Source organism: Acinetobacter sp. YWS30-1, from assembly GCF_033558715.1.
GTDB lineage: Bacteria > Pseudomonadota > Gammaproteobacteria > Pseudomonadales > Moraxellaceae > Acinetobacter.
Window position 1 is genome coordinate 2,385,489 of the sequence record NZ_CP114606.1, and the last position, 15,568, is coordinate 2,401,056.

Sequence of the window (15,568 nt, forward strand, 5' to 3'; positions counted from 1 at the left end):
CAATGTCAGGGAATACTGTCAATCCAGCCCTGTTACAGGATCAGTGCCTGACTAAGCTTTGGACGCTGCACTGATGGGAGATACTGAATGACCCGACTGATACTGGGTTTTCAGTCTGTCGAGATCTTCATTTAAAAATGCCATAAGATATTGCTGAACCTGTGACATAGTCAGATTGCGAAATGACACATAGTCTTTGTTTTTCAGGCTAAACAGTCCCAGAATTTTATGTTGAGCTTCGACTTCAATATCACTTTCCAGCCTGAACTCAAGCTGACCTGAGGGCGCCAGTTCATTCAGTGTGATCTGAATCGACTGTTCAGCATCGGAGTCTGTTACGGTAAAAGTGGTAATGGCGGCTTGCATCTGTAATTGTAAAACCCGTAACTGTTGCCAGTTAATGGACTTGAAAGTAGAGAGAATTTCTTCTGCCGATAAGCTGCCTAGCTGCTCTGCTTCGTCTTCTTCTTGATGCGGATAACTGATTTCTAATTCATATTTTTTCATGGGACGTGCCCCTTTCTTATATGCAAAATTATCATAGCATTCTGTTTTATTTTTCAAGGATATAATTTGTGAGCAAATATTAAACATATTATACTTTAAATTATTTATATCAAATACTTATAAACAACCAGCGACATTAGAGTAGTATTTAAACATAAAATAGTCGAAAGCTATAGGCTGTAAATAAAATAGATTAGATATGTGATTAAAATAGTATTTATTTGAATCTCAAATGAATTTACAGCTATTTAGGAAGAATATAAGTGACTGGGTAGGGAAGGTGTTCAACAGTTTGGAGGAGAAGATTGTTTTTATGAGAGGAGAAAATTTTGAGGGTGTTGGGAAAACATCTTGATGGTTTACTTCAACTATCACTCTTTGTAAGAAATGATCTTATAGCCTATAAACTTTTGGTCTATAGCGTCCTAAGCCGAATCGAGACCTTTTGGGTTCGTACTGCACTCGCGTTTTGCGCCACTCACAGCATGCTACTCTTTTCGATCCCATCACACCCTTGAGATATATAGTAGCCAAGCTGCGGCAAAATTAATTTCCTAAGATTTTTTAATTTTCCCGATTTTTGAAAATATTTTTCTTTAAATATATTTGAAGAAGAATTTTTTACCTTTCACCTCAAAATAAAGATCTTTTATTGCAGAAAGAGCAGAATTACTGGAATTTATCTTCATGTAAAACCTCATTCTGCTCTAAATTTTTTAGACCCCTCTATTCAGCTTTCCAGCCATTTAATCAGCCAGATAATAATCCACTGTAGAAACCACACGAACTTTCTTTAGATAAGGCGTATTGCTGTCACGGTCCTCAATGCTAAACAGACCTTGATTGGCAGTCTTGATTTTCCCGAGACGGCTTTGAGAATCCGCGGCAAACTTTTCTGCCACACTGCGGGCATTTTGCGTGGCTTCTTCAATCATGGCTGGTTTGATGTCATTCAATTTGGTAAAGATATATTCCGTTCTTTGCCCGGAATCATCACCACCAAAAGCAATGCCCTTTTTACCCAGAGCGACCAGACGGGTTTGCGCTGCACGGACTGCATCAATATTGTGGGTATAAACCGTAATGGTCTGATGCGCGGTATAACGTAAGGCAACATTGGCATCACCGCCGTATTGCTGGGCATATTTATCTGTAGTGACTGGAGAACCGGTGGTAATTTCTTCTGCCTTAAAACCTTCACCTTTTAAGAAAGCCTGAATTTGCTGGGTTTGCAGCTCCATAGTGTCATACAGTTCTGTCAGATCCTGACTACCGCCACTAAAACGGATGGGCCAGACTGCAACATCGGCTTTAACCTCACGTTCCGATAAACCTTTTACGGAAACAATCCGCTCATACTGTTTAATCTTGACCGCACTATTGCCCAAAATGAATCCGGCGATAATCATTCCCAAGCCGATCAAAGCCCCTAAAATCAAGGCAGGTTTAAACTGATTCATTGATCCGAACTCCTTTTCCATATTGTTATCCTGTTTCGAGCATTATAAGCCTTAAACTGCTCTGTGTAATGCTGATGCGACTATCAGTTTTATTTATTCCTGGAACTTTGGAAAGTTTTATCTCCTAACTTTTCCCCATCAAATATAGGGTAATTAGCGGAACCAGATTGAACAGGAATATCCCGACTTTATAAATGGCCATGCCGCTATAGTGAATGGCATCAAAAGTTGGATCTGAGAGCTGAAACCATTGACCATGCAATCGTTTCACCCAGTCTCGTGCAGACAATCAGCAAAAACCAGAGCATTAAAATGCTGTAATTCAAAGCCAATGTATAAAGTAAAAACCGACACCAGAAATCGAGATTCATAGTGATTCCCTGCCTGTAGAGCCATCTATCCTTAAGTTAACAGATTGATCAAATGTTCAGGAACTGCTGATTTGTATCTGTGATCTAAAGGGAAATGGTTTAAATATTTTCAGCTAAAAGTTTCAGTTCTCACTTCCAGCGATCACTTTTTAGCGTACAAACAGATGACGGGTATGATGATTGATATAGGCATTTAAGCCATCACCATACTGGGCCAGCTGTTTCATATTTTCCACATGCTGATAGCCCGTACTGCTATAACTATAGGTATACACTTTCGAAGTTTTCTTAAATTGAACCCGAATAAACTCATTGCCAATCTCATAATTGGCCACACCCGAGTCATGATTGAGATCAAGATAATGTTGCAATTGAGCAGCCCTAAACATGATAAATCTATAGTTTTATATGGGGTCAAATTGATCATTTTTCAAACAGGATAAATGATAAAACCCACTGTATAGCGGGTTTTAAATGACGACCAATATGTCTATAAATCTCATTCTGTACAGCACTTATGACAGCCCTCTACTTTCTCCCTCGGCCAGTTCATTCTTGCGCGTTTATAAGCCAGATCATAATTAGCAAAATATCCAATCAGAATCTGGTTATCAAATTCTGGCAGGTCTTCACAGCCTCGTGTTGCGTTATGAATATAGTGCACGCCTTGGGCAGACTCTTGTTCATCTACAATAAATTTAATCATTTATAGTTCCCCTAATATTGTTTTTATAAAGTTCAACCACAAATAAAACCATACAAAAATTATGCCTTTTATAATCCCATAATAAAATTATGTCTTTTTTGAATAAAAATCAAGCAATTTAATGAACAAGATGAGGGCCTTTCTTTAAGCAAATATTTCATTAAGAATGAGTGATAAATATTTATTTATCTGATTCTTATAAGGCGGAATTTTCTAGCTTGTTTTTCTTTTTTAGACGTATCCAGCGAATTGCCATGATGGCTAGCATTACAACCAGCAAGGCAGCTAGCACTGGCAAAAGCAATGACAGAATGGATAACAGAATAGCCCCGATCCACTCTCCGGTTGAGAGTACGGGATTCGCAACACCGCCTGTAGTGGCAGTTGATAGTCCACGTGCTGCAACACTGCTCAGTTGCACGGCCCCTGCTGTTCCGCCACCGACAATAATCGCTGCGGCCCAAGCTGCAAACTGGGACATTTCTCCACTGCTGGCAGCCATCGTGGTCAGAGTTCCGGCCAGTATGGCAGCAGGCGTTGCAATTGTATCGATGGCATTGTCCACCCAGGGAATATAATACGCAGCGATTTCACAGAGGGTCGCGATGGCTAAAGCCAGGCAGACTGCCGGCATGGCCAGCCATTCAAAACCGGTCATCGGTTCAAACCAGCCCATCAATGCGGCAATACTCATTATCAGCAAAGGCACAAAAACACGGAAACCAGAGGCTGCACTCAAGCCGATACCGATACATAAACCGAGGATTGTTTCCATGCTGCTTGCCCTTGAGATTTAAGCCATTTTTATGATCCAAATTCTACGCTAACAAAAAAGCCCTATCGGGTGATAGGGCTTTTATTTAAAACAGGATCTTCTGTTTTGAATATCGTGTGCTTAGGCAACCTTATCGTTATATTGGGTGCCGAGGCATTTGGTACACGGTGGTAGTCGGTCTGTACCAATTTCTAAGAAGACGCGATGTCCGCATTGAACACAAAAATAGAAACCCGTTCCCGGTTTTGAGCCAGCTGTAACCATCTTTGTTCTCCGTTGTTTTAGAAAATGGTCTAAGCAGTATAACTCTGTTGTGATGAATGTCTATTGTCCATTTTTGTAAATGATAGTGTCGTTAAAGCTAAGTGATATTTTTATTTGTGATTTAATGATATTCCGTCGCTGCGCCTAGTCACTTTCACTTTCTATGATAAATAGCTTGATAGCATTGGAATAAATGGAGCTAAGAAAGTATATATAGTGACATGATTAGAGAGAAAACTCATTAGCTCACCATATTGGGAAGTATATTCTGGTGTTCCAATTGAGGTTCCTAATTTTTCAATTCTTAGTTCTAGATCGCTAACTAACTCTTCCTCTTTAATCCACCCCAACCCTCCTTTAAAAAAGGAGGGAGTTCCCCTCTTTAGAAAAGAGGGGTTAGGGGAGATTTTTACTAGTAACTAGAAAAATTAAGCCACATTCCCTTCCAAGAAATCCTGTGCAAAGCGCTGTAATACTCCACCCGCTTCATAGACAGAAACTTCTTCTTCAGTATCCAGACGGCAAGTTACCGGCACTTCAATGGTCTGTTTCTTACCCTCTTCAGTCGCACGCTCAATCACCAGAGTCAAAGTCGAACGTGGCGCAATATTACCGATCACGCTATATAGCTCAGTACCATCCAGCTTCAAAGTTTTACGATCTGTACCCGGCTTAAACTCAAGTGGAAGTACACCCATACCGACCAGATTCGTACGGTGAATACGTTCAAAGCCTTCAGCCACAATCGCTTCTACACCTGCCAGACGCACACCTTTCGCAGCCCAGTCACGGCTTGAACCTTGACCATAATCTTTACCTGCAACAATGATGAGCGGCTGCTTACGGTTCATGTAGGTTTCAATCGCTTCCCACATACGCATCACTTCACCTTCCGGCTCGACACGTGCTTTAGAACCTTGCTTAATGGTACCGTCGGAACGCACCACCATTTCGTTATACAGCTTCGGATTCGCCAAGGTTGCACGCTGTGCAGTCAGGTGATCACCACGGTGCGTTGCATACGAGTTAAAGTCTTCCTCAGGCAAGCCCATTTTCGCCAGATATTGACCTGCTGCCGAATCCAACACAATCGCATTCGATGGAGATAAATGATCGGTAGTAATATTATCGCCAAGGATGGCTAACGGACGCATATTTGCCAGAGTACGCGGTGCAGCCAATGCCCCTTCCCAGTATGGCGGACGGCGGATATAAGTACTTTGCGGACGCCAGTCATACAGCGGACTTGCTGCCTGCTCACGCTCGCCCAGATCAAACATCGGAATATAAACTTTCTTGAACTGCTCTGGTTTTACCGATTCTTTCACCAAAGCATCAATTTCTTCATCCGATGGCCAGATGTCTTTCAGGTAAATCGGATTGCCGTCTTTGTCTGTGCCTAAGGCATCTTTCTCGATGTCAAAGCGGATCGTACCGGCAATTGCATATGCGACCACTAACGGTGGAGATGCTAAAAATGCCTGCTTCGCATAAGGATGGATACGACCATCGAAGTTACGGTTGCCCGACAATACCGCAGTGGCATACAGGTCACGGTCAATAATTTCCTGCTGAATCTTCGGATCAAGCGCACCCGACATCCCGTTACAGGTGGTACAAGCATACGCCACAATACCAAAGCCCAGTTTTTCCAGATCTTTTAGTACGCCTGCTTCTTCCAGATACAACGCCGCTGCTTTAGAACCCGGAGCAAAAGATGATTTCACCCACGGTTTACGCACTAAACCAAGTTCATTAGCCTTACGTGCCAACAAGCCTGCTGCCACGGTATTACGTGGGTTAGACGTATTGGTACACGAAGTAATTGCCGCGATGATGATTGCACCATCTGGCATTAAGCCATCCGTACGGTTTTCTACCACACCCGCAATGCCTTTTTCTTTCAGGTCAGATGTTGATACACGCGCATGTGGATTGGATGGACCAGCGATGTTACGGGTGACAGTCGATAGGTCAAAACGCAATACACGTGGATATTCTGCCTGAGTCATTTCTGATGACCACAGACCAATCTCTTTCGCATAGGTTTCAACCAGTTTGACCTGTTCAGATTCACGACCAGTCAGCGTCAGATAATCAATGGTGTTCTGATCAATATAGAACATGGCTGCAGTTGCACCATATTCCGGGGTCATATTGGAAATCGTGGCACGATCACCGACTGACATGCTGTCTGCGCCTTCACCGAAGAATTCCAGATAAGCACCAACCACACGTTCTTTACGCAGGAATTCGGTTAGAGCTAAAACAATATCCGTTGCGGTAATGCCCGGCTGACGCTGTCCTACCAGTTCGACACCGATAATGTCTGGCAAACGCATCCATGATGCACGGCCCAGCATCACGTTCTCAGCTTCTAATCCACCAACACCGACTGAAATCACGCCTAGCGCATCCGTATGTGGAGTATGCGAGTCAGTCCCCACACAGGTATCCGGGAATGCCACGCCATCACGGTTCTGAATGACTGGTGACATTTTTTCCAGATTGATCTGGTGCATGATGCCGTTACCCGCAGGAATTACATCGACATTTTCGAAAGCGGTTTTGGTCCATTCAATAAAATGGAAACGATCTTCGTTACGGCGATCTTCTACCGCGCGGTTTTTCTCAAATGCATCCGGATCGAAGCCGCCATATTCGACTGCCAGCGAGTGATCGACGATCAGCTGGGTCGGCACCACAGGATTGACTTTAGACGGATCACCGCCTTGATCGGCAATCGCATCACGCAGACCGGCAAGATCGACCAGTGCTGTTTGCCCTAAGATGTCATGACACACTACACGCGCCGGATACCAAGGAAAATCATGTTCCTGTTTACGCTCAATCAACTGGCGTAAAGACTGTTCTAAAATCGCAGGGTCGCAACGGCGTACCAGCTGCTCGGCCAGCACTTTAGATGTATAAGGAAGTTTGGCATATGCGCCTGGCTGAATATCTTCTACGGCTTGACGCACGTCATAATATTCCAGCTGGGTACCTTGCAACGGTTTCCGGTAGTTATTGTTCATAGCTTGCCTGCCCTCTTTCATTACTCTTTTTATTCATCAAAATATCTTGATGACTTGTTTTTTAATAAAGGCATTGTACGCTGTCGAAAGTCTATTTCCCAAATCTTATAATTTTCAAAAGCTTAAATACTAAAAATGGTATTTTTACCAAAATTACTGACCCATACTTTAGAATTTTGACTCTAAATTGCATTTTTTCTGAAAAATAGGCCTAAATCTGTCTCATTCTTTAGTATGAGATGTTGATAACAGCATAAAAAATAATCAATTTCTTGGAATGAGTTTAAGGATAAATTTCATATGAAATCAAAGCTTAGAATTTTTTAATTTTAGAAATAGCTCATTTAATAAAAAACTGAATCTATATTTTTTTATTTCAGTGTTAAGCATAACTCTTAACCGAAAATGGTAAATTTCATTGCAGATATGGCTCGATGAGTGTAGGCGAAAAAATCATTTTTCAGGTTAGACATACCCCGAAATAAGTTACATTCTCAATTCCATATATTTTTTAAGACTTTCTTACAATTTTAGAAATACGTTAAATATTTATAGGACAATGATTCATAAACATGAGCTTATAAAACGCATCCCTATCTAAAATACTTTACACACGTCATTTTAGCTTACCGTCTGTCGCCCTCCCCCTAATTTGGTGATAACAGTCTGTATCTCAACTTTGTAAATCTACCCTCGAATTACTTCACAACAACACTCATCACAAAAGCACATAAGGGTGATTACAATGATACAACTCGCCATTCTTGGTATCGTTGCTGCAGTGATCGCTGTACTGGCAGCAAGCTGGAATGGAGGTAAAAATCCCTCCAATCCTAAACCGCCAACTTCCCACAACCCTAACCCACCTACCACTCCCAATAATCCCAACAATCCACAACCTTCTCCAACAGCACCCGATACTTTGATTAGCAATCCGCCCCTATTGCAAAAAAATTCCAAGGGCACCCATGAACTGATCGTCGCTTATAAAACCGGCAAGATTTACAATCCGAGAAATAGTACGTGGGATCAACTGTTCGTCAGAGGTTATCTCACTAATGCCAGCTTGTTTAACAAGAAAAAAGCTGGAGAGTCTGTTGAAGACCTTTTAATTGGTCCGCAGATCCGGGTCAAACAAGGTGAAACCCTGAAAATTAACCTCAATAACCAGCTTCCACCTGAACAGAAAGCCACCTGCCCAGACAGAGTGGATAATGTAAACGATCCACATTGTTTTAATACCACCAACCTGCATACTCATGGCTTCTGGGTAAGCCCTCAAGGCAATAGTGATAATGTTTTCCTGAAATTTAAACCTCAGGAAAAATTTGACTATCAGTACAAAATGGAGCCGAATCATCCGGCAGGAACCTACTGGTATCATGCCCATCTGCATGGCTCAACAGCTATTCAGGTATCGAGCGGTATGGCAGGCCCATTAATTGTAGAAGGCTCAAGAACACCAAAAGTAAAAAATGGCAAAGTCACTGAAACAGGCGATATGGACATTTTATGGAAAGAAAAAAATAGCTATCCAAATGAAAACATCCTGCTATTCCAGCAAATTCAATATCGATGCTCTAACCCTGACCCGGATGTAAAATTCGATATTCCCAACAATTGCGAAGGTAAAGGCTTAGGATTACTTGAAGATTATACAGATATCGCTAATCCTGGCTCTTGGGCCGGCCAGAACTTTTATACGTCTATCAATGGTAAAGTTTTAGGGGAGATCAAAGTTAAACAGAATGCTTTTAATCGCTGGCGCATGATTCATGGGGGGGTACGCGACACCATTGGTTTGATTATTAAAGAACTGCCAAACTCCAGTAAATTTAGCGCCGCAGACACCCTTAAAGCCTGTCTGGCATATCAGGAAGCAGATCCAAAAGAGTTTAATGAGAGTTTAAAAAGCTTACCTGTTTATACGATTGCTCAAGATGGTTTGACCATGACTCAGGTACAGCGCAGAACACTGTCTGTGTTCCAGCCTGGTTATCGTCATGATGCAATGGTTACCTTCCCAACCACCAATAAATACTGTATTTATGACTCCAAATTAAATATTGAGGATGAAGTGAATGCACCGATCCCAACGGGTCAAATTACTCCTCAACTAGCTCCAAACCACCCTTTCAATGCCCAACTACTGGGATGGGTCAATGTACAGGCAAGCAAAACAAAAGCGCAGACTCCTGCCCAGTTCCTGCAAGAGCGCGCGAAAAAAATTGGTTTAAGCAAAGAGATTCAGACTCAGTTATCCAAACTTGATCTTACTGCCTTTACCGATCATCCATCCCTAATGACTCCTGCAATTGACAAGCTGGTCGCTTCCAGACCAAAACAGTACAGTAAATTTGAACTGGCTTTCGCAAATGGTCTTAAATTTGGCTTCCGCCATAAAGAAAATGGTGACTTACTCAGTTTTGGAGATGCATTTGATGGCGAAGGATCAGTCGGTCGGACACATGCCAAAGATCCGGATCGTGAATATGTACGTCAGTTACAAATTGGACAAACGGATGAATGGGAACTGACAACCGAAGCTTTTGGTGGCCACCCTTTCCATATTCATGTTAATCCATTCCAGATTGTTAAAATCTTAAAAACTGTCACTGGTCCTAATGGCGAATCTAAAGAAGTTGATGTGAGTGAATTAGCGCCTGATGATAATGATACAGATGATGTGCAATATCGTGGTATGAAAGGACAATTCAAGGATACCCTGTTTATCAAGGCGAACTATAAATTTATTCTTCGAAGTCATTACAAGAAATTTGAAGGTGATTTTGTACAGCACTGTCATATCCTCGATCATGAAGATCAGGGCATGATGGAAACGGTACGGGTCTGTGGAGGCAAATTCCCTTGTGATTCACCTTTGCCAACCTCGTCTCATCATCACTAATTAGACACTCCTGAAAAGGCCAATGATCCCGATTGTTGGCTTTTTTGTTTGCCTCTATTAAATGCTTGCTGCACAATAGCTTGATTGATTTTTAGTATTCAAACTGAGGCTGATCATGGCAACATCTCCTGCTTTTACCTTATTTACGCTGAATGGAGTAGATGCGCAAAAATTCCTTCAGGGTCAAGTCACTTTAAATGTCGAAACTCTGGCTGAAAACCTGACTCGCTATACAGCGATCTGCAGCTTGAAAGGACGTATCCAGTTCGGTATCTGGTTGAAAAAAATTAATCCGGAAAGCTTTGAAATTGTCAGCCCTGAAGATCAGGCAGCAGAACTGGCCAGCCATATTAAAAAGTTTGGTGCATTTTCAAAAATGAAACTGGAACAGGTTGGCCCGGTTTATCCAGTTATTAATGATATCCAGACTGATTTTGTTGAAACTGAAACGGATATTACCCTTTGGCAACAGCAAGCTATTGCTTCAGGTCAGGCTTGGATTCAAGCAACTACTGCGACCCTGTTCCAGCCACAGGAATTGCGTCTTCATCAACGTGAAGGCATTCACTATGACAAAGGCTGTTATCTGGGTCAGGAAGTGATTGCTCGCTTATGGTTCAAAGCCAAGCCAAAACACTGGTTGCATTTGATTCAAGGTACAGGTGAAGCACCTGCTGTTGCGACCAAGCTGCACAATGACGTCGAAGTGGTCAATAGCATTGGTACAGATGAGGGTTATCAGGCTTTGGTAGTTGCCAAACCTGAAGCATTGGCTGAGCTGGATGTACAAGTTCTGGAATTGCCTGAAGCTTTAAGTGGTGATGTGGCACGTCCACAATAATAACCTGTTATCTTGATGCAAAAGCCAGAATTCAATTCTGGCTTTTTTATTTTTATTAGGCTAAACAATTAAATAGACAAAGATTGACTGAATAAAACACACCTTAAACCGAGCACGCTTTTATTGATTCATCTCCTATATGATTCTCAAATAATTTGTAATTAGTCACATATTCAGTATTTACAAAGCCTGAAATCGTCTTATGATGTAGATGAAAACGACAAAAATCGCACCATGGAATTAGGTGTTAGAAAAATTAAGGTTATCGGAACAATGAAAAAATTAGTACTTGCTGCAATTCTTGCAGTGTCCAGCCAATTTGCCCTAGCAAACACTTCAAATGCCCCAGTTGACCCTCAATTTGCCAAAATTGAAGAGATGGTGAATGCCAAGAATTTCAAGGGTGCCTACGATGCTTTAAGCAAACTGGCCAGCCAGGGAAATGCACAGGCTATCTATAACTTAGGCTATTTAACGCAAACTGGCCAAGGCACTGCCAAGGACGAAAAAAAGGCTATTCAGCTATATGAGCAGGCCGCCAGCAAAGGTTATCCAGTGGCCAACTATGTACTGGGCAAGAATTATACCGGTGGTACTTTAGGCCTTAAGCAGGATTTGGGCAAAGCCAAACAATACCTGGAACGTGCATCGGCAGCCAATTTCGATGAAGCAACCGTAGATCTAGCTATACTTTTATTTGCTGAAGGTACAACAGCTTCTGACCAGCAGGCTTTGAAAAAATTACAGCCTCTGATTAGCAAGGGTAATATGCCGGCCATTCATGCCAAAGCCTTATATGACATCAGCAACGGCTTTAAAACCAAGAATGAAAAGCCGATCCAGCAAGGCTTGAGCAGTATTCAGGATCTGGCGAAAAAAGGCTATATCCCCGCCCTGATGGCGATTGGCAATATGTTTGCCAACGGTAGTATTGTTGCGCAAAACCTGCCTGAAGCGAAAAAGATCTTTGCGGCCCTGGCACAGGAAAATATTCCTAAGGCCAGAGAATCTCTAGCAGCAGTGGATAAAATGATTGCTGAACAGAAAAAAGCACCTGCCAAAAAAAGTTGATCAGACTTAATCAAAATAAAAAAGCTCCTATTGGAGCTTTTTTATGGGATATAGATTTGTAAGTCAGCTTGTTTAACTCCACCACAAAGTAATAAGTCCACTGGCAACCACAAAACCTGCGATAGTACTCATCAATAAAGGGGTTAAGGTTCGCTCATTGAGGCCGTATGCTTGTCCTAACATACCGAAAATCGTTGGCATAGGCAGTGCTGCAATCAAAGTCCCAGCATAGATCATTTCCTGACTCAGGTGAGTCAGTCGACTAAGACCTAGATACATCAGGATCGGCATCAGGATATTGCTGGAAAATACCAAATAGAAACTTTGCAGATTCACATATTTCAGGCTCATGCCCACGACTCCGCCACCAATCGCAAACAGCGCCAAAGGTGAGGCAGTCTGTCCAATCATGGCAAAGACCTGGTCCAGATAAATTGGCAGGCGAATTTCAAAAATCGCACAGGCCATACCCAACATCACCCCCATAAATAAAGGGTTCTTGAACAGCATCAGAATGGTACTTTTCACAAGACTACCCAGATTAGCTTGATTTTGTGTACCAAGTGCAGCCAGGATCAACACCATCGGAATCAGAATCATGCTTTCAATAATGACCACCAGTGAGGTATAGGTCATTGCATGCTGTCCCACCAATAAAGTGAGTACTGCTGTACCGATCAATCCGGTATTGGACATCGCTGCCCCCAAGGACAGAACAGCGCTATGTGAAGAGGTATTCTGAAACTGACGGCGCATCAGCCAGAAGCTGAAACCATAAAGTAATAAAGTGACAGAGGTATAGACCGCAAAGTATTCAAAATACCAGATTTCATGCAGATCTTTAGAGGCTAGAAACTGGAAGAACAGTAACGGCAAGGCCACTTTGATGACAAAGGCCCCTACCATTTCGACCTGTTCTTTTTTTAGAATTTGACATTTCACACTCAGGTAACCTAGTGCCAATAATAAAAATATGGGCACAATTACCGCAATAATCATATGAAATGTCCTGTTGTTTGAGATGCGTTATTATAAGCCTTTCTAAGAAAAAATAGCCTTAAAACGATTCAAACAACTGATTTAAGCCATGCGGTGCAGAACGTAAATATTGTGGAGAAATTGCTATTTTTTCATCCAGCGTTACTGCGGCATGCCAAGGCCAGCGTGGATCATAAAGCAAGGCACGTGCAATCGCGATCGCATCAGCCTGTTTATACTCCAGTATGCCTTCTGCCTGCTGTGCATCGGTAATCAAACCCACAGCAATGACTGGAATATTCACGTCCTTTTTAATCGCTTCAGCAAAAGGGACCTGATAATTCGGATGTACATCAATTTTCTGATCTACATGTAAACCTGCACTCGAAACATGAATATAGACTGCACCTAGCTTCTCTAGTGCTTTGGATAGTTCGACTGAAGATTCTACATCCCAACTTTCTACACTATCCATCCAGTCCGTTGCTGAGATACGAACACCAATTGGAAAACCTTCTGGTACGGCGGCTTTTATTGCTTCAAATACTTCAAGCGTCAGACGAATACGGTTTTCAAATGAACCGCCATATTGATCCTGACGATGATTCGATAACGGTGACATGAACTGATGCAATAGATAACCATGTGCTGCATGTAGTTCAATCAATTCAAAGCCTGCTTCAACCGCTCGCTTGGCACTGGCTGCAAAATCCTGAATCACTTGCTGGATTTCATCAACACTTAAAGACTTGGGTGGATGTTCATGAGCCTGGAAAGGAATATCACTGGCAGAGACAGTTTGCCAGCCGAGTGAATGATCTGGGGCGAACTGCCCTTTGCCACCCCAAGGTTTATCTGTAGAGGCTTTACGGCCTGCATGTGCAAGCTGTATTGCAAAAGGCATAGGAGAAATTGACTTGACCTTTTGCAGTAAGGTTTTGATCTGACTGGCCTGCTGGTCATTCCAAAGCCCTAAATCGGCATAACTGATGCGACCTTCAGGTTGTACAGCGGTGGCTTCCACAATGCAAAGACCTGCACTGGATAAGGCATAATTGGCCCATTGTTGTTCATGCCAGTAAGTGATTTCACCTTGCTCGGTTGCAGAGTACTGACACATCGGGGCAATCACAATTTTATTTTTAAGTTGCAATGATCCAAACTGAACCGGCTGAAATAGTAATGACACGCGGTATTCCCTCTTTTTGTGAAGTGGCTTTTCAGAACTTTTTACCAAAAAATAAAAAACAGGCTCTGATGAGCCTGTTTATTTATAACGTGATTAAATTCTTTTTAGAAGATCACTCGTGTAGTCAAACCTAACACCAATGCATTATCCACTTGATTGCTAGATCCCGGATTTATAACGTATTGCAGGTTTGGACGTAGCATCAGCCATTTTGTTGCGTTATAGCTGTAGTTGAGTTCGATATTGTATTCGGCACTCGCATCATAAATTGGACGTGAATCTGCAAAGCGGTCATTTACATGTACACGGTTAACCGCTAAACCCAATATATCATTCGGCTGGCTATCCACCAGACCAATATATTTCAGACCCAACTGTTGTGAATTATCTACTTTATTGGTATCACGATCATGCCAGGTAAAGTTAGCGAATGAGTGTAAACCCTGACGGTCATTACCCGTTGAAGTCAATTGCTGCTCTACAGCTAACCAGCCCGCAAAGGTACGGTTTTTTCCTTCACCTGTCGCAACATCTTTCTGGTTGGCAACATCATCAGCAGTGTTATACATACCGCCTACACGATAGCTGCCAGGCAAACCATTTACTAATGATTTTGGTGTCCAGATCACTTCTGCAGGAATCGTCACGCCATCAGCATTGTCGGTATCCAGACTCCAGCCCTGACCTTCTTTAGCACCATTGCCGTTATCAGGATTAAATTCATAAACACCGACTTGTACAGCAACTTCAGGATTTAACTGCTGTTTTACACGTGCACCCCATTGTGCGACTGGGGTATTCATCCAGATATTGCCCTGCCATTTACCCATCTGCGCAGCACAAAATGCTGTACTGGCAAAATCACAGGCCATCACATTAAAGTCCATACCGAGACCCAGACGACCAGCTTTAATGCTCAGTCCTTGATCCTTATAGTTCTTTTCAATTGAAAGTTCGGTTAAACGGCTGTCCTGGTTACCACGGCCAAATGTCACTTGAACATTGGCCCATTGAGCTGCATCACCTTGTAAATCACGTACCGATGTACTTTGACCCTGACGCGCAGTCGCCACTGCACGAACAGTTACGCCATCCCAGCCAGCCAGTTTTTCCATGTCTAACTGTGTACCCAACCATAACTGTGCAGAAGTTAGAGGATCAGCCCCTTCATTACGTCCGCCATCAGCCAGATACGCTGTATCTGTCAGCAAGTTTGCTTCAAACTTGATGCCTTGTTGAGCAAGTTCAGTACGTTTTCCATTCCAGTCGCCTAATAGGTACTGTCCTTGGGAATCAAATGCAGACTCAGCCTGAGCAGAGGTCATAGCTGCCATCAATGGCAATAAAGCTAGACTTAACTTTTTCATATAAAACCTAAACATATGGAGAGAGTAAAGGCAGCCTGATGCATGCCCTGTATGACTTGATACAGAACGTTACATAACTTTTCACTTAAAAACGCA

Annotated in this window: 13 protein-coding genes and 1 pseudogene; 3 read left to right on the forward strand and 11 right to left on the reverse strand. The window is 42.5% G+C overall.

All coding sequences use genetic code 11. The features are described from left to right. Positions 1-51: 51 nt before the first annotated feature. The 8 genes and pseudogenes from O4M77_RS11250 to acnD all read right to left on the reverse strand — a co-directional run bounded on the left by O4M77_RS11250 (position 52) and on the right by acnD (position 7,118). A complete protein-coding gene (locus O4M77_RS11250; protein WP_004785138.1) occupies positions 52-507 on the reverse strand; it encodes a hypothetical protein in 456 nt (151 codons plus the stop codon). A gap of 746 nt (positions 508-1,253) precedes the next feature. Continuing rightward, on the reverse strand, positions 1,254-1,967 hold the full coding sequence (locus O4M77_RS11255; RefSeq protein ID WP_005237113.1) for an SIMPL domain-containing protein: 714 nt from the start codon (positions 1,965-1,967) through the stop codon (positions 1,254-1,256). Positions 1,968-2,091: 124 nt separating this feature from the next. Then, positions 2,092-2,338 (reverse strand): annotated as a pseudogene (locus O4M77_RS11260) (DUF6868 family protein). Between the two features lie 149 nt (positions 2,339-2,487). Next, positions 2,488-2,709 (reverse strand): hypothetical protein, encoded by a 222-nt coding sequence (locus tag O4M77_RS11265; RefSeq protein ID WP_159123700.1) that lies wholly within the window; start codon positions 2,707-2,709, stop codon positions 2,488-2,490. Positions 2,710-2,837: 128 nt separating this feature from the next. After that, positions 2,838-3,044: a hypothetical protein gene (locus O4M77_RS11270; RefSeq protein ID WP_005237115.1), complete on the reverse strand. Its 207-nt coding sequence runs from the start codon at positions 3,042-3,044 to the stop codon at positions 2,838-2,840. 196 nt (positions 3,045-3,240) lie between these two features. Further along, positions 3,241-3,819, reverse strand: coding sequence for a DUF4126 domain-containing protein (locus O4M77_RS11275; RefSeq protein ID WP_159123693.1), 579 nt, complete (start codon positions 3,817-3,819; stop codon positions 3,241-3,243). Positions 3,820-3,939: 120 nt separating this feature from the next. Further along, on the reverse strand, positions 3,940-4,083 hold the full coding sequence (locus tag O4M77_RS11280) for a zinc ribbon-containing protein (RefSeq protein ID WP_179993182.1): 144 nt from the start codon (positions 4,081-4,083) through the stop codon (positions 3,940-3,942). A 428-nt stretch (positions 4,084-4,511) separates the two neighbouring features. After that, the gene (acnD, locus tag O4M77_RS11285) at positions 4,512-7,118 is read right to left on the reverse strand and encodes a Fe/S-dependent 2-methylisocitrate dehydratase AcnD (protein WP_159123692.1); all 2,607 of its coding nucleotides are present in this window, start codon (positions 7,116-7,118) and stop codon (positions 4,512-4,514) included. 745 nt (positions 7,119-7,863) lie between these two features. Here acnD and O4M77_RS11290 point away from each other — a divergent pair. The 3 genes from O4M77_RS11290 (at position 7,864) to O4M77_RS11300 (ending at position 11,938) form a co-directional block, all read left to right on the forward strand. After that, a complete protein-coding gene (locus O4M77_RS11290) occupies positions 7,864-10,026 on the forward strand; it encodes a multicopper oxidase family protein (protein ID WP_323713471.1) in 2,163 nt (720 codons plus the stop codon). 115 nt (positions 10,027-10,141) lie between these two features. Beyond that, a complete protein-coding gene (locus O4M77_RS11295) occupies positions 10,142-10,867 on the forward strand; it encodes a YgfZ/GcvT domain-containing protein (protein ID WP_159123690.1) in 726 nt (241 codons plus the stop codon). A gap of 273 nt (positions 10,868-11,140) precedes the next feature. Further along, the gene (locus O4M77_RS11300) at positions 11,141-11,938 is read left to right on the forward strand and encodes a tetratricopeptide repeat protein (protein WP_159123689.1); all 798 of its coding nucleotides are present in this window, start codon (positions 11,141-11,143) and stop codon (positions 11,936-11,938) included. A gap of 72 nt (positions 11,939-12,010) precedes the next feature. On the opposite strand, the gene O4M77_RS11305 is transcribed toward O4M77_RS11300, so the two are convergent. From O4M77_RS11305 to O4M77_RS11315, 3 genes are all read right to left on the reverse strand, one after another. Next, positions 12,011-12,937 (reverse strand): AEC family transporter, encoded by a 927-nt coding sequence (locus tag O4M77_RS11305; RefSeq protein WP_159123688.1) that lies wholly within the window; start codon positions 12,935-12,937, stop codon positions 12,011-12,013. 58 nt (positions 12,938-12,995) lie between these two features. Further along, on the reverse strand, positions 12,996-14,105 hold the full coding sequence (locus tag O4M77_RS11310) for an NADH:flavin oxidoreductase/NADH oxidase (RefSeq protein WP_166139114.1): 1,110 nt from the start codon (positions 14,103-14,105) through the stop codon (positions 12,996-12,998). A gap of 104 nt (positions 14,106-14,209) precedes the next feature. Then, positions 14,210-15,472, reverse strand: a complete 1,263-nt coding sequence (locus tag O4M77_RS11315; protein ID WP_323713472.1) for a carbohydrate porin — start codon at positions 15,470-15,472, stop codon at positions 14,210-14,212. Positions 15,473-15,568: the final 96 nt, after the last annotated feature.